Here is a 19,356-nt window from a genome sequence, read left to right as displayed (position 1 = left end):
TTTGAATTAGCCATTAGAGTATTATTCCACCTTTAATTTTTTCCCCACGACAATCTTATTATTTTTAATGTCGTTCAGTTTGCTAAGCTTTTCTGGTGTTGTGTTGTAAGTTCGAGCAATTGAATAGAGCGTTTCATCTTGTTGAACGACGTGATAACCATTATTTGATTTTTGGATTTTACGTGATGAATCTTCTTTTTTGCTCTCGTTTGTTTTTTCTTTTCCTTTAGGATTAGAGGTTTTAGCTTCAGTACTTTTTGCTGATTTTTCGTTATTTTTGACCGCTTGCTTAGCATCTATTTTATTGTCTACTTTTTTCTCTTCTTTAGATACTTTTGCTTTAGGCTCTTTTTCAGCAATGGTTTTATTATCAGAAGACTGACCATTTTGCTTACGGTAAGAAACTAATCCATCATAAATTGCTTTTGCAATCTGTTTGCGATAAGTCGCTGTTGAGAGCTTTTGTTCTTCAACAGCGTTAGATAAAAAGCCCGTTTCGACTAAGACAGAAGTAATATCTGGCGAACGAAGCACGCTTAAACTTGCGTGTTGTGGTTGCGATTTTGCTAATGAGGTAATTCTTGCCATTCGTCCAATCATATTTGAACCTAATGCATAGCCCGTGCGTTGTGCGTGCGAAAATTGCAAATCAAGCACAGTTTGGTTCAAATAACGTTCGTTATTGTGTGCCAAAATCCGTCCTGCACCGCCCAAAAGCTCTGATTTTTTTTCACTTTCTTCTAACCATAAACCCATTTCATCGTTAGCTCGACGGTTAGAAAGCACCCAAACGGAAGCACCTTTCATATCATCCGAGCGAGGAGATGAGTCGGCGTGAATTGAAACCAGATAGTTCGCACGATTTTTACGGGCAATTTCTGTTCGCTCAGGTAATTGTACAAAAGTATCCGTTTTACGTGTCATCACTGCTTTAAAATTCGGGTCAGCATCAAGCAAGGCTTTTAATTCTTTAGCGATGGCAAGAGTAACATCTTTTTCTTTAATGCCGAGCTTTTTACCAATGGCACCAGGGTCTTTCCCGCCGTGCCCTGCATCAATGGCTACAACAGTTTTTGCATAACTATTTACACTTAACAGACCGAATAATGCGATTGTTAAGCAACGGATAAACTTATTCATATCATTCCTTTATTTTACAAATATTACAAATTACAAGCGGTTAAATTTCTGTGATTTTGTGCAAAAATGAGGTGATTTGGATGCCTTTCTCTGATTTTGGATATAAACGCAGATTTCTGCCCTCTTCCGCATAATCAATTTGCACAAGAATATCTGCCTCTGGAATCATTCCTTCGCCTTTGGATGCCCATTCCAATAAACACAAGGTTTGCGGGCGGAAATAGTCTCGAATACCCATAAACTCAAGCTCTTCAGGGGCAGCCAAGCGATATAAATCAAAGTGATACACAGAAATGGGGGAAAGTTGATACTCTTCCACTAAGGTATAAGTCGGGCTTTTCACGTTACCTTGATGCCCAAACTGGCGAACAATGCTACGAGTAAGCGTGGTTTTCCCTGCACCTAAATCGCCATTCAAATAAATCACCGCACCTTCACTTGGGGTTTGCGTTAAGTAATCTTGAATTGCAGACGCGAATTGTTGCCCGAATTGTAATAAAGCTTCTTCGTGAGGAAGATAAAAAGCATTAGGTTCTGTCATAACAAAAATAACTTATTTAAAATAAAAATGAAAAGTAAATTGATATGAAGAAATTTGAAGAAAAAATGGAGCGGGAAACGAGGCTCGAACTCGCGACCCCGACCTTGGCAAGGTCGTGCTCTACCAACTGAGCTATTCCCGCATTTGAGGTCATTCAGAATTGAATAGCAACATTATACAAATTTCTCAGTGCTTCACAAGCAAAATTTTCAAAAAGTATCGCAAGTGAGGAAAAATATATCAATTCAAAGGAAATTTAATCAAGTTTAATAAAATACTCACGATAAAACTTCAGCTCGTTAATTGATTCTTTAATATCATCTAAAGCCAAATGAGTATTTTGTTTTTTGAACAGTTCTAAAATTTCAGGCTTCCAACGGCGAGCCAGCTCTTTTAGGGTGCTCACATCTAAATGGCGGTAATGGAAGTAATCCGCCAAATCTGGCATATATTTGTATAAAAAGCGTTTATCTTGTGCAATGCTGTTGCCACAGATTGGTGAAACACCTTTTGGTACCCATTTTTTAAGAAAATCTATAGTTTGTAACTCAGCAGCACGCTCCGTCAGTTTACTTGCTTTCACTCGCTTAATTAAGCCATTTTCGGTATGCGTTTTTACGCACCAATCGCTCATTTTACCCAGTAGTTCATCAGATTGTTTTACAGCAAGAACAGGACCTTCTGCTAAGATATTTAGATCTTTATCAGTCACAATCGTCGCAATTTCAATAATGCGTTCTTTTTCAGGATCTAAGCCTGTCATTTCAAGGTCGATCCAGATTAAATTTTGTTTATCTTGGCTCATTTTTATTCCTTTTCTGTTCTATTTTTTAATAATTCTATCACGCACGCGGGCACAAAAGGCTCAATATTACCTTGATGTTTATGAATTTCTCTCACCATGGTGGAAGAAAGGTAACGCCATTCTACTGAAGGTGGTAGGAAAATCGTTTCTAAGCCGTGGGCTAATTTATCATTTAATTGAGCAAGCTGAATTTCGTATTCCAAATCATCACTACCACGAATGCCGCGCACTAATGCAGTTGCTTTGTACTGTTTTGCAAAATCTGCAAGCAAGCCTGAAAAACTGACCGCTTGTACATTGTCTAGTGCTTGGCAACTTTGTTCAACTAGTGCTGTACGCTCTTCGAGTGAAAACATCGGTTGTTTGCTTGGGTTCTTGGCAATTGCCACAATGATTTTATCAAACAAACTAGCAGTACGCTGGATAATATCTAAATGCCCATTGGTAATGGGGTCGAAGGTTCCCGCATAAATTACAATATTCTTCATCTTTATTTTTCTAAATAAGGGGCTAATAAATGCAAGTGGCGAGCTAACGCACCTTGATTTTCTTTTAATACCTCAAAGCCATAACGAGCAATTCTTTCTCGTGCACTCGTATTTTCAAGTAAAAATGCAACCGTTTGTGCCAGTGCTTCTTCTGAACTTTCTACTTCAACGACACCGTGCACAGAACGTAGTTTGGCAAAAATTTCTGGGAAATTATAAGTATGTACACCAGAAATAACAGGAAGTTCAAACGCAATCGGTTCAAGCGGGTTGTGCCCGCCGTGTTTGACTAAACTTCCGCCAACAAATGCAATTTCTGCCAATCCATAAAGCACCATCATCTCGCCCATCGTATCACCTAGAAGCACTTGTGTTGTCTGTTCAAGCGGTTCAAATTGAGAGCGTTTTCGATAAGATAAGCCCGATTTTTGGATGAGCTCTTCTACTTGATTAAAACGTTCAGGATGGCGCGGTACTAAAATCAAAAGTAAATCTGGATATTTTTTGATCAGCTCTTGATGGGCGTTTAAAATCATTTTTTCTTCTCCCTCGTGCGTACTCCCTGCAATCCACACCAAACGCTTACTAATATTTAATGCCTCTACTGTCTCAAATACTTTTTTTCTGATATGTTCGGTAATCTCAAGGTCAAATTTTAAATTCCCCGTGTTTACTAATTTTTCGTGCGGATAACCTAAATCCAAGTAGCGTTGTTCGCTGACTTTATCTTGAGCTAAAATCATATTGGTGCGTTGCCACGTACCTTTTAATGCACGTTTAATCCAACCGTAACGTTTAGCTGAGCGGGGAGAAAGGCGAGCATTCGCAACAATAAAGGGAATGTTTCGTTGATGAAAACGTGCAATCAGATTCGGCCAGAGTTCGGTTTCAATCACAATCATCAATTTAGGTTGCACAAAATCAATAAAGCGGTTGATTGCATCAGGTAGATCGTAAGGCAAATAAAAGTGTGACACACTTTCGCCAAATGCGTCTTTTACTCGTGCTGAACCTGTTGGTGTAACGGTTGTAATCGTAATTGGCAATTTAGGATAGCGCACTTGAATCGCTTTAATTAATGGTGTTGCAGCAATAACCTCGCCCACAGAGGCAGCGTGCACAATAACCCCGTTTGGTGTAGGCTTCGTGAAATGAGGATAAATCCCATAACGTTCACTCAAACGTTTGCGATAATTGGGCTGTTTTAAGCTTTTCTTCCACATAAAAAGCAAAATTAGTGGCTGAATGCAATAGCTCAATAAAGTGTACCAAAAACGAAGCATTGATAAAGTTTCTCCAAGCGGTTAATTTTGCTGAACGGTTTACAAAAATTGGGGATTATTCTAGCATAAAATCCTAGAAATCAGATAAAACAAAGCCGCTATCATTGATAACGGCCTAAACAAAATCGTATTAAAGCACTCGGCGTGATTGTGTATAAGTTCTTGTCCAGTAACTTTCTGAAAGAGAGCTAGTTGTAACCCCTTGGCTTGTACTGGCGTGAACAAATTTTCCGCCACCGATATACACACCTACGTGATTATTCTTTCGGAAAAAGACTAAATCTCCTGGTTGTAAATCTGATTTAGAAATGGAATGACCTGAATAGCGTTGCTCCGCTGTTGAGCGAGGAAGATGAACGTTAAAAGCACCACTCATTGTTTTCTGTACAAAAGCTGAACAATCAATTCCCGCTGTACTTGTACCACCTAAACGGTAACGTGTTCCCACCCATTGGCGATAAACTTGATTCACTTTTTGTGAGCCACTTTTCCCTGAGTTTGTGGTTTCACTTTGATTCGCTTTTACTTTTGCAGATTTTTGCTTCGCATTTTGCTGAATTTGCTCTGCTGTTGCCACTTTAGCCACAATACGTGCTTTAACTTGGTGGGTTGAAGTACTACTTAAACTCGCATTTACTTGAAGCGTAAAGCCTGTGAATAGAACAAATAATGAGAGTTTTAGTTTGGTTAAAAAAGGGTATTTCTTATTCATAATTTTGTCTCGCCAGAACAACAAAAGCGTGTTTATTCCTATTAAAAATATTGATCAATATGCAATAAAAAATTATTGCGAAAACAAGTTAGGGGAGTATAACTTATTTGTTCGCCAATGTCCGTAAAAATTTTATCTCTTCTGCCCAAATATCGGGATTTATTGTCTCTAAAATCATTGGAATGCCATCAAAGCGATCATCTTTCATAATAAATTCGCAAAATGCTGTGCCAATTGTGCCTTCACGTAACGTATCGTGACGGTCTTTTCGGCTGCCTAATAGTGTTTTTGACCCATTGAGGTGCATTCCGCGTAAATATTTAAAGCCAACCACTTGTTCAAATTCGGCAAAAGTTTTTTCGCATTGCTCAAGTGAGCTAATATCGTAACCCGCTGAAAAAGTATGGCAAGTATCTAAACAGACGCCCACACGACTTTTATCCTCTACTTGTTCAATAATCTCTGCCAGATGTTCGAAGCGATAGCCTAAATTTGAGCCCTGCCCTGCCGTATTTTCAATAACTGCGATTACATTTGGCACTTTACTCACGGCAATATTGATGGACTCCGCAATTCTTGCTAAACAGTCTTGCTCAGAAATTTTATTTAAGTGAGAATCAGGATGGAAATTAAGCAATTTCAAACCAAGCTGATTGGCTCGTTCCATTTCATCAATAAAAGCCGCTCGCGATTTTTCTAAGCCTTCCATCTCAGGGCTACCTAAGTTAATCAAATAGCTGTCGTGTGGTAGAATTTGATCCGCAGTAAAATGATGCACTTGGCAAAAACGTTTAAATTTCTTAATGGTTTCCGCTTTTAATGGAGGTGCTTTCCATTGGCGCTGATTTTTGGTAAACAGCGCAAAAGCATTTGCACCAATGTCTACCGCACGCAACACAGCTTGCTCAACACCACCTGATGCACTCACATGAGCCCCAATATATTTCATCGCATTTCCTCTTCTTGTCTATTTTTGTTCTATAAAAGTTGTGTAGAGTGTAAAATAGTGCTATTCACTCAATATTTTTGGTTTATATTATGAGCAATACTCACATTAATGATTTTTCACTTTTATGTCGTCTATTCGGTAATCTTTTTTATCGCCAACCAAACGATCCTATTTTAGCAGGAACCTTTGCGTGGCTTGCTCAAGGTGGACTTCGCCAGCAATGGGTATTAAACACCGACAGCCAAAGCGAACTTTCGCTAACCTTGTTAGAAAAACAGGCTAACCCTACCGAATTAGCCCCAAGCTATCAAGCACTTTTTGCAGAAAATGGGGCAATTCCGACCGCTATTTCTGCTTATAAAGTTTCTGTTGAAGATTTTATTGTCTTTAGAAATGAACGTGGAATGCTTACATTAGAGCAAGCCGATCATGTTGCATTGTTATTGCTTACTGCCTCTTGGATTGAAGACCATCTGGATTCTACCCAAGCTCAGCAAATATTGTTTGAAAAATATCTTCTGCCTTGTATGAATAAATTTTTAGGTTTAGTGGAAACAAAAGATGATGGTTTCTACAAAGCTCTTGCTCAACTTACCTGCGATGCGTTAAGTGCTATGGCAGATGAATTGGACGATGAAGATATTTAAAAGAGATTTAAACGAGATTTAATTTACCTTTAAGGAAGTGCTATGAAATACTCACATCTCATCACCATTTTAGTTAGTCTTGCATTGACAGGCTGTGCCTTAACACCAGCACAAAAAGCACAAAGAGAAGCAGAGAAAATTAAAGCTCAACAGCTGCTTTCAATTGAATTAGCAAAACAGTGTGATGCAGAAACCGCTTCACTGATGGAGCAAAAACTTAATCCGCCAGTTAGCCAAACAGCTGAAGAAAAGGAAAAATTGGATAAAGCCTATGCGGAAAAAATCCAAAATCCGATTTTCCAAGCCTGCCATAAAATGGCGTGGGATAGTTATAAAGCACAAGCAGAAGTAGACGAGATGCAACAATATTACCGCTTTGAACGCCCATATTGGGGGTCGCCGTGGCATTATTGTTATATTTGTTGGTAGCTGATTTTTCCGTTATAATAGCCTCTTACAAGCGGTAAGATTTTGCAAAAATTGTCAAAATTTTACCGCTTACTTTTTCTTGTGGTTCGAGAACCTCCCACATAAAAAAACTAAGGATATACAATGAACCTATCTAAACAACCTAAAAAAGCCCTCGTGATTTTCTCAGGAGGGCAAGATTCCACTACTTGTCTTTTCCAAGCGATTAAAGAATTTGGCAAGGAAAATGTTGAAGTGGTGACCTTCCAATATGGGCAACGCCATGCGATTGAGCTTGAAAAAGCCGAATGGATTGCCAAAGATGTTGGCGTAAAACAGACCTTAATTGACACATCGGTGATCAAAGCGATTACCACCAATGCCTTGATGCAAGAAGGTGCAGAGATTCAGCAAGAGGGCGATAAGCCTAATACCTTTGTGGATGGACGTAACGCTTTATTCTTACTTTATGCGGGGATTTATTCCAAAGGGCAGGGCATTTCGACCATTTACACAGGTGTGTGTGAAACCGATTTCAGCGGTTATCCTGATTGTCGTGATGTATTCGTAAAATCAATGAATGTAACGATGAACTTGGCGATGGATTATAACTTCAACATCCGTACGCCGTTGATGTATCTCACCAAAAAAGAGACGTGGAAATTAGCAGATGATTTGGGCGTGTTTGACTATATTCTTGAACATACGCACACCTGCTATTTAGGCGTGGAAGGCGGCTGCCACACTTGCCCAAGCTGTGTGTTGCGTGAAAAAGGCTTGAATGAATACCTTGCAGAAAGAGATAAAAAAGATGTTTAAAATTGCGAAAGAATTTAGTTTTGATATGGCTCATATGCTTGATGGGCATGATGGCAAATGTAAAAATCTGCATGGGCACACATACAAATTGCAAGTTGAAGTGGTAGGCGAGTTAGTCGCAGAAGGGGCAAAACGTGGGATGGTGATGGATTATGCTGATCTGAAAGCTATCGTAAAAACACATATTTTAGACCCGATGGATCACGCGTTTATTTACGATCTTAACAGCCCAAAAGAGAGTAAAGTAGCGAATTTGTTAATCGATCTAGATTCAAAAGTCTATGGCATTCCAAGCCGATCCACAGCGGAAGAGATGGCAAAATATATGTTTGATAAGCTCAGAAAAGAGGGGTTGCCAGTCACGCTTATTCGTCTATGGGAAACACCAACCTCTTACTGTGAATATGCACAAGCACCACATATCAAGCGGTAAAAAATGGCGAATAAAATGCGAAATACCATTTTTAGCACCATCCGCTACCCGATTGTCGAAATTTTTGAGAGCTTGCAGGGCGAGGGATTTAACACGGGAATGCCAAGCATTTTTGTCCGTTTTGGAAAATGTAACCTTACTTGTCCGTGGTGCGATACCGATTATATGACGTTTGAAAGTTGGACATTGGAGCAGATTTTAGCCAAAGTGAAATCCTATTCAGCAAGGAATATTATCATCACAGGTGGAGAGCCAACTATTCAACCTCATCTAGGTGTGTTATTGGATGCATTCAAACTAGAGGGCTATTTTTTAGCGATTGAAACTAATGGCTTGAAAGAAGTACCGAAACAGATTGATTATATTGCAACTAGCCCGAAACGGTTGTATCAAGAGAAATATCAACGCCGTTGTATTCCTTTTGCTCATGAGGTTCGTATTGTGGCGGATGAGGATGTGTTAGCATTTTGCGAGCAGATTGAGCAACAAATTCAAGCAGAGCATTATTATCTCTCGCCGTGCGAAATTGATGGCAAAATGAATTTACTCGAAACAATTACCCAGTTAGGGCAGCTTAATCAGCGCATAAATAAACCCAAATGGCATCTGAGTTTGCAAACGCACAAGATTGTGGGGATTGAGTAAATGAATAAGAAATAGGTTATTATGTAGCAGTTACACAAAGTTATTTTTAACAATGGTAGTAACTGCTGCATAATGCTCATTATTTAATCATAAAATATTCCATTTTTACTTCTACAATCGTGTTCAATAATTGTTCCGTCATCTCTCTATAACTAAGTTTCGTTGGTTTCTCAGCCAATACAATTCGTTCAATTTCAGCTAAATCTAAATTATTAAGATAGGCATAATTCAGAGCAGTTTGTAGGGCCGGAAGGCTCGGATTAAATGCTGCATTTTCTGCATAACGCCCTGTTATTATCTTCCCATTTTTAAATAAAATTGCAATGCCGTGCGGGCTATTTGAATAAGGGCAATGAGCCTGATTGGCTGCATGGATAGCCTCTTGAACCGGCTTATCAGGATGATTTTCATCAAGTTGATGATCTTCTTGATTAAGTAATAATGTATGAATGTCTAAATTTTTCGGACCAAAAGCATCAGGTAAATAACTATGCAGTGGATTATGTTGGCTATGTGGCAAATGGATCGCAATGTTTTCAGCTTGATGCAATTCATTCATAAATTGGCGGCAGTGTCCACATGGCGTATAGTTTACTACCATATCACTAATTCGTTTTTCGCTTCTTAGCCAGGCATGGCTAATTGCGCTTTGCTCCGCATGAATGGTTTGCTGAATGGCGGTATGGGCAAATTCTTGGTTCGCACCAAAATAAAAATCGCCGTGCTCACCAATCGCAATTGCACCCACTTTAAAATGTGAAATGTCAGTATGGCTATAACAAGCAGCAACAGGTAAAAGTTGCATCGCTAGGGCTAAGGGTTCTAGTTTCAATTGTTGGCATACTTGCTGAACTTGTTGATGAGAAAGGAACCCCGCCCAATTTTGACGACTAAAAATATGAAGCAGTGCTTGATTAAGCGGTCTATTTTCCGATAAAGTTTGCGAAATGGCATCTTGCATAACTCTCTCCCAATGCAAAAAAGATTAAAAATCTAACCGCTTGTTATTAAAGCATAAATTTATTTTTATTACGAGAAGTTCACTTCTTTACGATCAATCAATCTTGAAATTTGTGAACCTGATCACATTTATTAACTAATATTGATAGGCATAAACTTTAACAATTCATTAATGAATAGATAATGTCTATATATTTTATTGAATGAAGTAATTTGTATCTATCAAGTGAAAGATATATACTTATCAACACAAAGAGCACAGGCTCTTTGATTTATTTTTTAATATTACATACATAAAGAGGGAACAAATTATGTCAAAAACATCAATCGGTTTAGATAAAGTTGCATCAGCAGAATTGGCTTCAAAATTAAATGATTTATTGGCAAGCTATCAAGTGTTCTATACTAACGTGCGTGGTTATCACTGGAATATCAAAGGCGTGAACTTTTTTGAATTACACGCAAAATTTGAAGAGATTTATACTGATTTAATTACCAAAGTAGATGAGTTAGCAGAACGTATTTTAACTTTAGGCTACACACCAAATAATGCCTATAGCCAATACTTAAAAGTTTCACGCATTCAAGAAGATATTGCTATAAGCAGTGCTCAAGACTGCTTATCTGGCACATTAGCAGGTTTAAAAGTGTTACTTGAACAACAACGCGAAATTCTTGAACTTGCAGGTGAAGCAGGTGATGAAGGTACAAATTCTCAAATGAGTGACTACATCAAAGAACAAGAAAAATTAGTGTGGATGTTTCAAGCAGCGTGCCAAACTTGCCACGCTTAATTTTAATTATTAAATAAATTAAAGGCTAACAGTGAAATGATCTGACCCTAAAAAGTTAGACTTATTTAGTTTAAGGACTGAGTTCTGCCATTCACAGGGCTCAGTCCTTTTAGTTTCCCATGAATACACCATGGTTGTAATAATGAATGTACTTGTGGATGTTTTCTCCAATTGTTTAAACGTCTCAAATCGTTTGTCATAACAACATTCGGTTTTTAATCGTTCAAAGTTTCTATCGCACTGTTATCTAAATAATTCCCTTCCTTGGCATACTTTGTTGAATGCCATGTTTACCTAAATTTTTAATACCCTGATACATATATAAATACTGTTATTGATTCTCAAACCAACTCTCTAAAATCAAACAAGCCGAAATCGAATCCACTTTATCTTTTTTCAGTGCTTTATAACCACCGCGAGCGAAAATCTCTGATTTTGCTTCAACTGTGGTTAAGCGTTCATCTTGCAATTCCACAGGTAAGTTAAAACGCCCATTTAGGCGATTCGCGAATTTTTTTGCTCGCTGTGTAAGCGGTTGTTCTGTGCCGTCCATATTCAGTGGTAAGCCAACCACAAGCAGATCGGGTTTCCACTCTTGGATCACTTTGCCAATCATATTCCAATTCGGAATGCCATCTTGGGCTTTAAAGGATGGTAAGCCTTGTGCTGTGCCTGTAATGCTTTGCCCTACGGCACAACCGATGCTATAAGTGCCAAAATCGAAGGCTAAAATGGTTTTTGTCATTAATATGATTCCTTATTTGTTTCTATTTTTTCTAAGTAATTGTTTGTAATAATCCCACGCAAAATATCGACCAGGATCTTGTTTTCGTCCTGGGGAAATATGCTGATGCCCTGTAATTCGCTCATCGGTAATGGCGGGGTAAGCGGTCTGAATTGCTTGGGTTAATGCAACAAGGCTTTCATATTGTGCTTGGGTAAAAGGCTGATTATTTGAGCCTTCAAGTTCAATGCCAATTGAAAATTCGTTGCACTTTTCTCGCCCTTCAAAATTTGATAATCCTGCGTGCCACGCCATATCATTAAAATTCACATATTGGGTAATTTCGCCTTGTCGGTTAATTAAGCAATGAGCAGAGACGCGTAAATCCTTGATTTCTTGGAAATAAGGATGCAGATTGGGATCAAGTTTCCCTTGAAAAAAATCATCAATGAAATGCTCGCCAAATTGCTCAGGCGGTAAGCTGATGTAATGAATGACCAAGAGCGAAATATCATTGATATTAGGGCGAGGGTTAAAATGAGGCGAAGGAACTTGTTTTTGGCGAATCAAGCTGCCATTTTTTAAGGTTAAATCCATAGCGTTTTGTGGTAGAATCTTGCCGTTTAAAATCAATCAAATCGAGAGAGAAATGCTTAGCTATCGTCATAGTTTCCACGCAGGAAACCACGCAGATGTGCTTAAACACATTGTACAACTTCTTATTTTACAGTCGCTCAAACAAAAAGAGAAAGGCTTTTTATATTTAGACACTCACTCTGGTACAGGGCGTTATAGTCTATTTAGTGCAGAATCAGAAAAAACGGGCGAATATTTAGAAGGGGTAGCTCGCCTTTGGGAACGGGAGGATTTGCCTGAAGAAGTTGCATTTTATATTGATGAGTTAAAAAAAATCAATCGTAGCGGTAAATTAAAATATTATGCAGGGTCGCCATTGCTAGCAGTCAACCAACTTCGCCCGCAAGATCGTGCGATTTTAACCGAGCTTCATCCAAATGATTTTCCATTATTACGCCAAGAGTTTGCCAAAACAGAGAATGTGCAGACCAAACGTGAAAATGGTTTCCAACAATTAAAATCAGCATTACCACCGAAAGAACGCCGTGGCTTTGTACTCATTGATCCGCCTTATGAGCTAAAAGAAGATTATGAGTTAGTGGTAAAAGCTATTGAAGAAGGCTACAAACGCTTTGCGACAGGCGTGTATGCGATTTGGTATCCTGTGGTGCTTCGCCAACACACAAAACGTATCGTACGTGGCTTGCAAGAAACGGGCATTCGCAAGATTTTACAAATCGAGCTTGCTGTTCGCCCAGATTCAGACCAACGTGGAATGACCGCAAGTGGGATGATTGTGATTAATCCACCTTGGCAGTTAGAAAGCCAGATGAAGAAAATTTTACCTTATTTAACCGAAGTGCTTGTGCCAGAAGGTACAGGCTCTTGGACTGTTGATTGGATCACGCCAGAATAATCTTTCCCCGTCTTGGTTTTAGCCGAGATGGGGATTTTTTTGTAAAATTTTCAGTAAAAACAAGCGCTTATATACGAGGAATTTATAATGGAACAATACAAATACGACTTTATTGAATTCGCACTCAGTCGCCAGGTGCTTAAATTTGGCGAATTTACCTTAAAATCAGGCAGAAAAAGTCCTTACTTTTTTAATGCAGGTTTATTCAACACAGGTCGAGATTTAGCTAAATTAGGCGAGTTTTATGCTCAAGCTATTCAATCATCAAAATTAGATTACGATGTGTTATTCGGCCCAGCTTATAAAGGGATTCCTATTGCAACAACGGTTGCTGTTGCGTTAGCTAAGCAATTTGATGTAGATAAACCTTGCTGTTTTAACCGCAAAGAAACGAAAGATCACGGTGAAGGTGGCAACTTAATTGGCTCTCCACTTAAAGGTAAAATTTTGTTGGTGGATGATGTGATTACTGCTGGTACAGCCATTCGTGAATCAATGGAAATTATCCAAGCAAACCAAGCCGAATTAGCAGGGGTTTTAATTGCATTAAACCGTAAAGAAAAAGGCAAAGGCGAGCTTTCAGCTATTCAAGAAGTAGAACGCGATTATGGTTGCCAAGTCTTCTCAATCGTAGATTTTGATGATCTGGTACAATTTATTGAGAAATCGACAGAATACGCCCCATTTTTGCCTACGATGAAAGCATACCGTAAGCAGTATGGAATATAATGAAAAATTTTCATCTTGACCGTTGATAAATTTCATAAATATTAAATTCGTTTTTCTTGTATCTCAATGCTAATTCACTTAAATTATTGAATGCCTTAATAAAATTACGATAAGGAATAAAAATGACTAAAAAACTCCCATTACACGCTGATACTGTTGGCTCCTATTTACGTTCTGATGCTTGGAAACAAGCTCATGCTGATTACAAAGCAGGCAAAATTTCACTTGAAGAGCGCGACGCAATTGTAGAGCAAGAAGTGCGTAAATTAGTAGATGCTCAACTTGAAGCGGGTATTCAAGTGGTCACCGACGGTGAATATCACCGTTCTTGGTGGCACATCGATTTCTTAGAAAACTTAAATGGTATCGAAGGTTATGTGCCAGAAAAAGCTTACGCATTCAAAGGTGTCGAAGTTCGCCCTTACAACACCCGTTGCTGTGGTAAAGTTTCTTGGAATCCAAACCACCCATTTATTGAGCATTTCAAAAAATTCAATGCGATTGTTGATGGTCGTGCGGTTGCAAAATTTACCATCCCAAGCCCGAATCAATTAATGTACCCTGTGCAATGGGATCACGGTGTGTATACAACCCGTGAAGAGTTTGCCAAAGATGTACAACAAGCTTATAAAGAAGCAATCAAAGCCTTCTATGAAGCGGGTTGCCGTTATTTACAAATCGATGATGTGTACTGGGGCTCTCTCTGCAACAACCACGCACAACCTACTTTTGAAGCAGACAAAGCACAAGCGGTTGCGAACGTGCAGGCGATTCTTGCAGATAAACCAGCAGATATGATCATTACTACTCACGTTTGTCGTGGTAACTACAAATCTTCTTACTTATTAACGGGTGCCTATGATCCTGTCGCAGATGGTTTATTTGGTCAAACCAGCTACGATGGCTATTTCTTAGAGTATGATGATGAACGTTCAGGTGGTTTCGAGCCGTTAAAACATTTTGCGAATAACAAAGGACGCGTAGTGTTAGGTTTAATCAGCTCAAAATTCCCAGAACTGGAAGATAAAGAAGCGATCAAAGCACGTATTCAAGAAGCAGCAAAATATGTGCCACTTGAACAACTTTGCTTAAGCCCACAATGTGGTTTTGCATCAACCGAAGAAGGTAACGTAATGACTGAGGCTCAGCAATGGGCAAAAGTCCGCCACGTTGAAGAGATCGCAAAAGAAGTTTGGGGCGAAGATTAATTTTTCCATTTCATAGAAAAATCAACCGCTTGTAGAATATTCTACAAGCGGTTGATTTTATATTGGGCTTTGCAAAATAAGGACAGATTATGTAAATATCTTATCTCCCAATTGTCATATAGAACAAAAAGACCACCTCTTCCGATACAGTCTGCTTTTCTAATATTTTACCGTATGTCCATAGCTTTCAATGATACCTTTGATACGCTCTAGTACCTCTTTCGGTGGTGGTAATACGCCTTCTAATTCATATTTATAACCCAAAGTTTCCCACTTATGTGCGCCTAAACGGTGGTAAGGTAAGAGTTCCACTTTCTCAATATTTTCCATACCTTGAATGAACTGCCCTAAACGGTGAGCAGAATCATCGTCATCGGTATAGCCTGGTACAACCACATAGCGAATCCAGGTACGTTTGTTAAGTTTTTGTAAGTAACGAGCGAAATCAAGAGTGCGTTTGTTTGACACACCGACGAGATCTTGATGAATTTCATCGTTTAGTTGTTTTAAATCTAACATTACCAAGTCAGTAACTTCTAACATTTCATCAACAACAGGACTATAGTGCCGTACAAAGCCATTGGTGTCTAAGCAGGTATCAATGCCTTCGGCTTTACAGGCTCGGAACCAATCACGTACAAATTCCATTTGTAACACTGCTTCGCCGCCAGATGCGGTAACACCACCGCCTGTCGCTTTCATAAAATGCTTATAAGTCACTACTTCTTTCATTAGGTCTTCAACACTGATTTCTTTACCACCATCTAAATCCCAAGTGTCGCGGTTATGACAGTATTTACAACGCATTAAACAACCTTGTAAAAACAAAATGAAACGGATACCAGGACCATCAACTGTTCCACAAGATTCATAAGAATGATAACGTGCCATAACTGACATAATTCTCTCCTAATACAATGCTGAAATTCGATAATATATTGAAATAAAGAATCTGTACTAGCTCATTTATTTCAAGACATTAAATGAAACAAGCGGTCAGATTATACAATCATTTTGCAGAACCTGACCGCTTTTATTTTACTTTAGAACACTAAGTGTTAATTACATGCATTCTGTGAATGTACGAGTAATTACGTCTTGCTGTTGTTCTTTAGTTAATGAGTTGAAACGTACTGCGTAGCCTGAAACACGGATTGTTAATTGTGGGTATTTTTCAGGATGCTCAACCGCATCTAATAAGGTTTCACGGTTTAATACGTTTACGTTCAAGTGTTGACCACCTTCCACTTCTGCCTCGTGGTGGAAGTAACCATCCATTAAGCCCGCAAGGTTACGTTTTTGTGATTCGTAATCTTTACCTAATGCGTTTGGTACGATTGAGAAGGTATATGAGATACCATCTTTCGCATACGCAAATGGAAGTTTAGCCACAGAAGTTAAAGACGCTACCGCACCTTTTTGGTCACGACCGTGCATTGGGTTTGCACCTGGTCCGAATGGTGCACCTGCACGACGACCATCTGGGGTATTACCTGTTTTTTTACCATATACCACGTTAGATGTGATAGTAAGAACAGATTGAGTAGGTACTGCGTTGCGGTATGTTTTGTGTGTTTGAATTTTTTTCATAAAACGTTCAACTAAGTCACACGCAATATCGTCCACACGGTTGTCATTGTTACCGAATTGTGGATATTCGCCTTCAATTTCGAAATCTAATGCCACATTTGAAGCGACAACATTACCATCTTTATCTTTAATGTCGCCACGAATTGGTTTCACTTTCGCATATTTAATTGCAGATAATGAGTCAGCAGCAACAGAAAGGCCTGCGATACCACATGCCATTGTACGATATACATCACGATCGTGGAATGCCATTAATGCTGCTTCGTAGCTGTATTTATCGTGCATAAAGTGGATGATGTTTAATGCAGTCACATATTGTGTTGCTAACCAATCCATAAAGTGATCCATACGGCTCATTACATCCTCAAAGTCTAGGTATTCAGATGTAATTGGTTGAGTTTTAGGGCCTACTTGTGCACCAGATTTTTCATCAATACCACCGTTGATTGCGTATAGCATTGTTTTCGCTAAGTTCGCACGAGCACCGAAGAACTGCATTTGTTTACCGACAACCATTGGTGATACACAACAAGCGATTGCGTAGTCATCATTGTTGAAGTCTGGACGCATTAAGTCATCATTTTCATATTGAACTGATGAAGTATCAATTGAAACTTTTGCACAATAACGTTTGAAGCCTTCAGGTAATTGTTCAGACCAAAGGATAGTTAAGTTTGGTTCTGGAGATGGTCCCATTGTGTAAAGGGTATTTAAGATACGGAAGCTGTTTTTGGTTACTAATGTACGACCATCTAAGCCCATACCTGCTAAAGTTTCAGTTGCCCACATTGGGTCACCTGAGAATAATTGATCGTATTCAGGCGTACGTAAGAAACGCACCATACGTAATTTCATGACTAAGTGGTCAATTAACTCTTGGGCTTCTTCTTCTGTGATTTTGCCTGCTTTTAAGTCACGTTCGATATAGATATCTAAGAATGAAGAGACGCGACCGAATGACATTGCCGCACCGTTTTGAGATTTAACCGCAGCTAAGTAAGCGAAGTAAGTCCATTGAACCGCTTCTTGTGCTGTTTCTGCAGGACGTGAAACGTCGAAACCGTATGAAGCAGCCATTTGTTTGATTTGACCTAAAGCACGGTGTTGTTCTGCAATTTCTTCACGTAATTGGATTGTTGCTTGAATATCTTCACCCGCTTCTAAGCGTGGTTGTAATGATGCAAATTGACGTTGTTTGTCTTTCATTAAGAAATCTGCACCATAGATCGCTAAACGACGGTAGTCACCGATGATACGACCACGACCATACGCATCTGGTAAACCTGTGATGACACCTGATTTACGGCAACGTAAGATGTCTGGCGTATAAACATCGAATACACCCTGGTTGTGAGTTTTGCGGTATTCAGTAAAGATTTTTTCTACTTCAGGATTTAAAGTACGACGATAAACATCGCAAGAACCTTTAACCATTTTGATACCACCGAATGGAATGATGGCACGTTTTAATGGAGCATCTGTTTGAAGACCAACGATTTTTTCTAATGCTTGGTCAATATAACCAGGTTTGTGAGAAGTAATCGTAGAAGGAATATCGCAGTCGATATCATACGGTTCGTGCGTTTTATTCTCAACTTTGATTTTTTCCATCACTTCTTCCCATAATTTAGTGGTTGCAGCAGTTGCTCCCGCTAAGAAAGACTCATCGCCTTCATATGGAGTATAGTTTTTTTGGATAAAATCACGCACGTTTACTTCGGTTTGCCAGTCACCAGCAGTAAAACCTTCCCATGCTTTTTGTTGAGTTTCAGTTAATTGAGTCATTTTAAATCCTCTATTTGTTTTAAATAAAATTTGTGATGCCGAAACATCGTAGTTTGTAAAATCTCGGCGAAATTTGACCGATTACATCTCAGTTCAACTTCTCGCCAGATTTATAAATAGGTTATTTTTAGTGCTTACGAATATATAAGAACCACTGCACTAAGCCGATAAAGAACACGCCACCTACGATATTACCTAAAGTAACGGGAATTAAGTTCTTTACCACAAAATGATATAAATCTAAGTCTGCATATTGCATTGGATCAACGCCAATCGCTGTCCAGAAAGAGGCATCTGAAGTATGGGCAATGACCATTCCCATCGGAATCATAAACATATTTGCTACACAGTGTTCAAAGCCAGATGAAACAAATAACGCAATAGGTAAAATCATAATAAAGGCTTTATCGGTTAATGATTTCCCTGCATTTGCCATCCAAACAGCAATACACACCATAATGTTGCACAAAATACCGAGGGTAAAAGCTTCTATCCAAGAGTGATGAATTTTATGTTGTGCCGTTTTTAAAATGGTCAAGCCCCATTGACCATTTGCTACCATCATTTGACCTGAAAGCCAAATTAAAATCACAACACTTAAACCACCGATAAAGTTTCCACCATAAACGATAAACCAGTTTCTAAACATTTGAAACCAAGTAATACGGTGCGTTGCTTTTGCGACTGCGGTTAATGTAGATGAAGTGAAAAGTTCTGCGCCAAAAATCACGCACATAATCACCCCAAGAGAGAAGACCATACCACCCACTAATTTAGAGAATCCCCACGCAACATCTCCTGTGCCTGTTTGCGTTGTAGTATAAAAAACGAAAGCAAGACCGATAAAACCACCAGCTAAAATTGCAGAGATAAAAGAATAGAGTTGATGTTTAGTTGCTTTATAAACTGCACCATCTTCGGTAATTTTCGCCATTTCAGCAGGAGAAAACATAGGCAATCCTTTTGTGTTTACATTGATGCTTATTCAATAATTTTTCTGAATAAACTAAAATTGAAGGCATGATAAGATTTGTATGGAATTATAGACCTGTTCCACCAATCTGAAAATCAAAAACTTACCTATTTGGGGGAGGTTGAACACCTTTTTTTGATGTATCTCAACTTTACAAGAAATAGCAAACTTTTATTAAATTTAAATCAACCCTTTTTTAACAATTTATTAAAACAATGTTTACGGATTACC

22 protein-coding genes, 1 tRNA gene, 1 pseudogene and 1 riboswitch are annotated in these 19,356 nt (G+C 38.8%); of the genes and pseudogenes, 9 read left to right on the top strand and 15 right to left on the bottom strand.

The features are described 5' to 3' along the window. Positions 1-21: 21 nt before the first annotated feature. The 8 genes from QMF79_RS08805 to nfo form a co-directional block, all read right to left on the bottom strand. On the bottom strand, positions 22-1,140 hold the full coding sequence (locus tag QMF79_RS08805; protein WP_281773548.1) for an N-acetylmuramoyl-L-alanine amidase: 1,119 nt from the start codon (positions 1,138-1,140) through the stop codon (positions 22-24). 40 nt (positions 1,141-1,180) lie between these two features. After that, positions 1,181-1,681 (bottom strand): tRNA (adenosine(37)-N6)-threonylcarbamoyltransferase complex ATPase subunit type 1 TsaE, encoded by a 501-nt coding sequence (gene tsaE, locus QMF79_RS08800; RefSeq protein WP_281773547.1) that lies wholly within the window; start codon positions 1,679-1,681, stop codon positions 1,181-1,183. A gap of 66 nt (positions 1,682-1,747) precedes the next feature. Beyond that, a tRNA-Gly gene (locus QMF79_RS08795) sits at positions 1,748-1,823 on the bottom strand. Between the two features lie 114 nt (positions 1,824-1,937). Beyond that, positions 1,938-2,486, bottom strand: coding sequence for an oligoribonuclease (gene orn, locus QMF79_RS08790; RefSeq protein ID WP_281773546.1), 549 nt, complete (start codon positions 2,484-2,486; stop codon positions 1,938-1,940). A gap of 2 nt (positions 2,487-2,488) precedes the next feature. Next, positions 2,489-2,974 (bottom strand): pantetheine-phosphate adenylyltransferase, encoded by a 486-nt coding sequence (gene coaD / locus QMF79_RS08785; protein WP_281773545.1) that lies wholly within the window; start codon positions 2,972-2,974, stop codon positions 2,489-2,491. 2 nt (positions 2,975-2,976) lie between these two features. After that, complete coding sequence (gene waaA / locus QMF79_RS08780; protein ID WP_281773544.1) at positions 2,977-4,257, bottom strand: lipid IV(A) 3-deoxy-D-manno-octulosonic acid transferase; 1,281 nt, start codon at positions 4,255-4,257, stop codon at positions 2,977-2,979. Between the two features lie 130 nt (positions 4,258-4,387). Further along, positions 4,388-4,969 carry a C40 family peptidase gene (locus tag QMF79_RS08775; RefSeq protein WP_281773543.1) on the bottom strand — a complete coding sequence of 194 codons (582 nt, stop codon included), beginning with the start codon at positions 4,967-4,969 and terminating at the stop codon, positions 4,388-4,390. A 103-nt stretch (positions 4,970-5,072) separates the two neighbouring features. Continuing rightward, positions 5,073-5,918: a deoxyribonuclease IV gene (gene nfo, locus QMF79_RS08770; RefSeq protein ID WP_281773542.1), complete on the bottom strand. Its 846-nt coding sequence runs from the start codon at positions 5,916-5,918 to the stop codon at positions 5,073-5,075. Positions 5,919-6,007: 89 nt separating this feature from the next. On the opposite strand from nfo, the gene QMF79_RS08765 reads away from it, so the two are divergent. The 5 genes from QMF79_RS08765 to QMF79_RS08745 all read left to right on the top strand — a co-directional run bounded on the left by QMF79_RS08765 (position 6,008) and on the right by QMF79_RS08745 (position 8,870). Next, positions 6,008-6,565, top strand: a complete 558-nt coding sequence (locus QMF79_RS08765; protein WP_281773541.1) for a TorD/DmsD family molecular chaperone — start codon at positions 6,008-6,010, stop codon at positions 6,563-6,565. Between the two features lie 42 nt (positions 6,566-6,607). After that, a complete protein-coding gene (locus QMF79_RS08760) occupies positions 6,608-6,994 on the top strand; it encodes a hypothetical protein (RefSeq protein ID WP_281773540.1) in 387 nt (128 codons plus the stop codon). Positions 6,995-7,069: 75 nt separating this feature from the next. Then, positions 7,070-7,114, top strand: a riboswitch (PreQ1 riboswitch). A gap of 3 nt (positions 7,115-7,117) precedes the next feature. After that, complete coding sequence (gene queC, locus QMF79_RS08755) at positions 7,118-7,792, top strand: 7-cyano-7-deazaguanine synthase QueC (RefSeq protein WP_281773539.1); 675 nt, start codon at positions 7,118-7,120, stop codon at positions 7,790-7,792. Further along, positions 7,785-8,225, top strand: coding sequence for a 6-carboxytetrahydropterin synthase QueD (queD, locus tag QMF79_RS08750; protein ID WP_281773538.1), 441 nt, complete (start codon positions 7,785-7,787; stop codon positions 8,223-8,225). The genes queC and queD overlap by 8 nt, the downstream gene beginning before the upstream one ends. A gap of 15 nt (positions 8,226-8,240) precedes the next feature. Further along, positions 8,241-8,870: a 7-carboxy-7-deazaguanine synthase QueE gene (locus QMF79_RS08745; RefSeq protein ID WP_281773537.1), complete on the top strand. Its 630-nt coding sequence runs from the start codon at positions 8,241-8,243 to the stop codon at positions 8,868-8,870. Positions 8,871-8,949: 79 nt separating this feature from the next. Here the strand turns inward: QMF79_RS08745 and cdd are convergent, their stop codons facing one another. Then, positions 8,950-9,831 (bottom strand): cytidine deaminase, encoded by an 882-nt coding sequence (cdd, locus tag QMF79_RS08740; RefSeq protein ID WP_281773536.1) that lies wholly within the window; start codon positions 9,829-9,831, stop codon positions 8,950-8,952. A gap of 310 nt (positions 9,832-10,141) precedes the next feature. Here cdd and QMF79_RS08735 point away from each other — a divergent pair, with 310 nt between their 5' ends. Continuing rightward, complete coding sequence (locus QMF79_RS08735) at positions 10,142-10,624, top strand: Dps family protein (protein WP_040216912.1); 483 nt, start codon at positions 10,142-10,144, stop codon at positions 10,622-10,624. 65 nt (positions 10,625-10,689) lie between these two features. Here QMF79_RS08735 and QMF79_RS08730 read toward each other — a convergent pair. The 3 genes and pseudogenes from QMF79_RS08730 to ampD form a co-directional block, all read right to left on the bottom strand. Continuing rightward, a pseudogene (locus tag QMF79_RS08730) lies at positions 10,690-10,922 on the bottom strand (IS3 family transposase); the annotation flags it as partial. Positions 10,923-10,955: 33 nt separating this feature from the next. Beyond that, entirely contained in the window at positions 10,956-11,369 is a 414-nt protein-coding gene (gene ruvX / locus QMF79_RS08725; protein WP_281773535.1) for a Holliday junction resolvase RuvX, read from the bottom strand. 12 nt (positions 11,370-11,381) lie between these two features. Further along, the gene (gene ampD, locus QMF79_RS08720) at positions 11,382-11,945 is read right to left on the bottom strand and encodes a 1,6-anhydro-N-acetylmuramyl-L-alanine amidase AmpD (RefSeq protein ID WP_281773534.1); all 564 of its coding nucleotides are present in this window, start codon (positions 11,943-11,945) and stop codon (positions 11,382-11,384) included. Between the two features lie 52 nt (positions 11,946-11,997). On the opposite strand from ampD, the gene QMF79_RS08715 reads away from it, so the two are divergent. The 3 genes from QMF79_RS08715 to QMF79_RS08705 all read left to right on the top strand — a co-directional run bounded on the left by QMF79_RS08715 (position 11,998) and on the right by QMF79_RS08705 (position 14,777). Further along, positions 11,998-12,840, top strand: a complete 843-nt coding sequence (locus tag QMF79_RS08715; protein ID WP_281773533.1) for a 23S rRNA (adenine(2030)-N(6))-methyltransferase RlmJ — start codon at positions 11,998-12,000, stop codon at positions 12,838-12,840. Between the two features lie 87 nt (positions 12,841-12,927). Beyond that, a complete protein-coding gene (pyrE, locus tag QMF79_RS08710) occupies positions 12,928-13,569 on the top strand; it encodes an orotate phosphoribosyltransferase (RefSeq protein WP_281773532.1) in 642 nt (213 codons plus the stop codon). Between the two features lie 122 nt (positions 13,570-13,691). Next, positions 13,692-14,777 carry a 5-methyltetrahydropteroyltriglutamate--homocysteine S-methyltransferase gene (locus QMF79_RS08705; protein WP_281773531.1) on the top strand — a complete coding sequence of 362 codons (1,086 nt, stop codon included), beginning with the start codon at positions 13,692-13,694 and terminating at the stop codon, positions 14,775-14,777. 159 nt (positions 14,778-14,936) lie between these two features. Here QMF79_RS08705 and pflA read toward each other — a convergent pair whose 3' ends face one another. The 3 genes from pflA to focA all read right to left on the bottom strand — a co-directional run bounded on the left by pflA (position 14,937) and on the right by focA (position 19,104). Beyond that, positions 14,937-15,677: a pyruvate formate lyase 1-activating protein gene (gene pflA / locus QMF79_RS08700; RefSeq protein ID WP_111312309.1), complete on the bottom strand. Its 741-nt coding sequence runs from the start codon at positions 15,675-15,677 to the stop codon at positions 14,937-14,939. 162 nt (positions 15,678-15,839) lie between these two features. After that, positions 15,840-18,152: a formate C-acetyltransferase gene (gene pflB / locus QMF79_RS08695; protein WP_281773530.1), complete on the bottom strand. Its 2,313-nt coding sequence runs from the start codon at positions 18,150-18,152 to the stop codon at positions 15,840-15,842. 127 nt (positions 18,153-18,279) lie between these two features. Further along, entirely contained in the window at positions 18,280-19,104 is an 825-nt protein-coding gene (gene focA, locus QMF79_RS08690; RefSeq protein ID WP_281773529.1) for a formate transporter FocA, read from the bottom strand. Between the last annotated feature and the right edge of the window lie 252 nt (positions 19,105-19,356).

The organism is Pseudohaemophilus parahaemolyticus (genome assembly GCF_938021905.1).
Taxonomy (GTDB): Bacteria; Pseudomonadota; Gammaproteobacteria; order Enterobacterales; family Pasteurellaceae; genus Haemophilus_A; species Haemophilus_A parahaemolyticus_B.
Note: the sequence above shows the minus strand (reverse complement) of the source record. Positions and strands in the feature narration are given on the sequence as shown.

Excerpts from the sequence above, each read along its gene's own strand:
- queD (WP_281773538.1), top strand. The coding sequence starts at position 7,785 with ATGTTTAAAATTGCGAAAGAATTTAGTTTTGATATGGCTCATATGCTT.
- QMF79_RS08735 (WP_040216912.1), top strand. The coding sequence starts at position 10,142 with ATGTCAAAAACATCAATCGGTTTAGATAAAGTTGCATCAGCAGAATTG.
- cdd (WP_281773536.1), bottom strand. The coding sequence starts at position 9,831 with ATGCAAGATGCCATTTCGCAAACTTTATCGGAAAATAGACCGCTTAAT.
- QMF79_RS08705 (WP_281773531.1), top strand. The coding sequence starts at position 13,692 with ATGACTAAAAAACTCCCATTACACGCTGATACTGTTGGCTCCTATTTA.
- focA (WP_281773529.1), bottom strand. The coding sequence starts at position 19,104 with ATGTTTTCTCCTGCTGAAATGGCGAAAATTACCGAAGATGGTGCAGTT.
- orn (WP_281773546.1), bottom strand. The coding sequence starts at position 2,486 with ATGAGCCAAGATAAACAAAATTTAATCTGGATCGACCTTGAAATGACA.
- pflA (WP_111312309.1), bottom strand. The coding sequence starts at position 15,677 with ATGTCAGTTATGGCACGTTATCATTCTTATGAATCTTGTGGAACAGTT.
- tsaE (WP_281773547.1), bottom strand. The coding sequence starts at position 1,681 with ATGACAGAACCTAATGCTTTTTATCTTCCTCACGAAGAAGCTTTATTA.
- QMF79_RS08715 (WP_281773533.1), top strand. The coding sequence starts at position 11,998 with ATGCTTAGCTATCGTCATAGTTTCCACGCAGGAAACCACGCAGATGTG.
- pyrE (WP_281773532.1), top strand. The coding sequence starts at position 12,928 with ATGGAACAATACAAATACGACTTTATTGAATTCGCACTCAGTCGCCAG.
- QMF79_RS08760 (WP_281773540.1), top strand. The coding sequence starts at position 6,608 with ATGAAATACTCACATCTCATCACCATTTTAGTTAGTCTTGCATTGACA.
- QMF79_RS08775 (WP_281773543.1), bottom strand. The coding sequence starts at position 4,969 with ATGAATAAGAAATACCCTTTTTTAACCAAACTAAAACTCTCATTATTT.
- queC (WP_281773539.1), top strand. The coding sequence starts at position 7,118 with ATGAACCTATCTAAACAACCTAAAAAAGCCCTCGTGATTTTCTCAGGA.
- ruvX (WP_281773535.1), bottom strand. The coding sequence starts at position 11,369 with ATGACAAAAACCATTTTAGCCTTCGATTTTGGCACTTATAGCATCGGT.
- QMF79_RS08745 (WP_281773537.1), top strand. The coding sequence starts at position 8,241 with ATGCGAAATACCATTTTTAGCACCATCCGCTACCCGATTGTCGAAATT.
- coaD (WP_281773545.1), bottom strand. The coding sequence starts at position 2,974 with ATGAAGAATATTGTAATTTATGCGGGAACCTTCGACCCCATTACCAAT.
- QMF79_RS08805 (WP_281773548.1), bottom strand. The coding sequence starts at position 1,140 with ATGAATAAGTTTATCCGTTGCTTAACAATCGCATTATTCGGTCTGTTA.
- QMF79_RS08765 (WP_281773541.1), top strand. The coding sequence starts at position 6,008 with ATGAGCAATACTCACATTAATGATTTTTCACTTTTATGTCGTCTATTC.
- waaA (WP_281773544.1), bottom strand. The coding sequence starts at position 4,257 with ATGCTTCGTTTTTGGTACACTTTATTGAGCTATTGCATTCAGCCACTA.
- nfo (WP_281773542.1), bottom strand. The coding sequence starts at position 5,918 with ATGAAATATATTGGGGCTCATGTGAGTGCATCAGGTGGTGTTGAGCAA.
- ampD (WP_281773534.1), bottom strand. The coding sequence starts at position 11,945 with ATGGATTTAACCTTAAAAAATGGCAGCTTGATTCGCCAAAAACAAGTT.
- pflB (WP_281773530.1), bottom strand. The coding sequence starts at position 18,152 with ATGACTCAATTAACTGAAACTCAACAAAAAGCATGGGAAGGTTTTACT.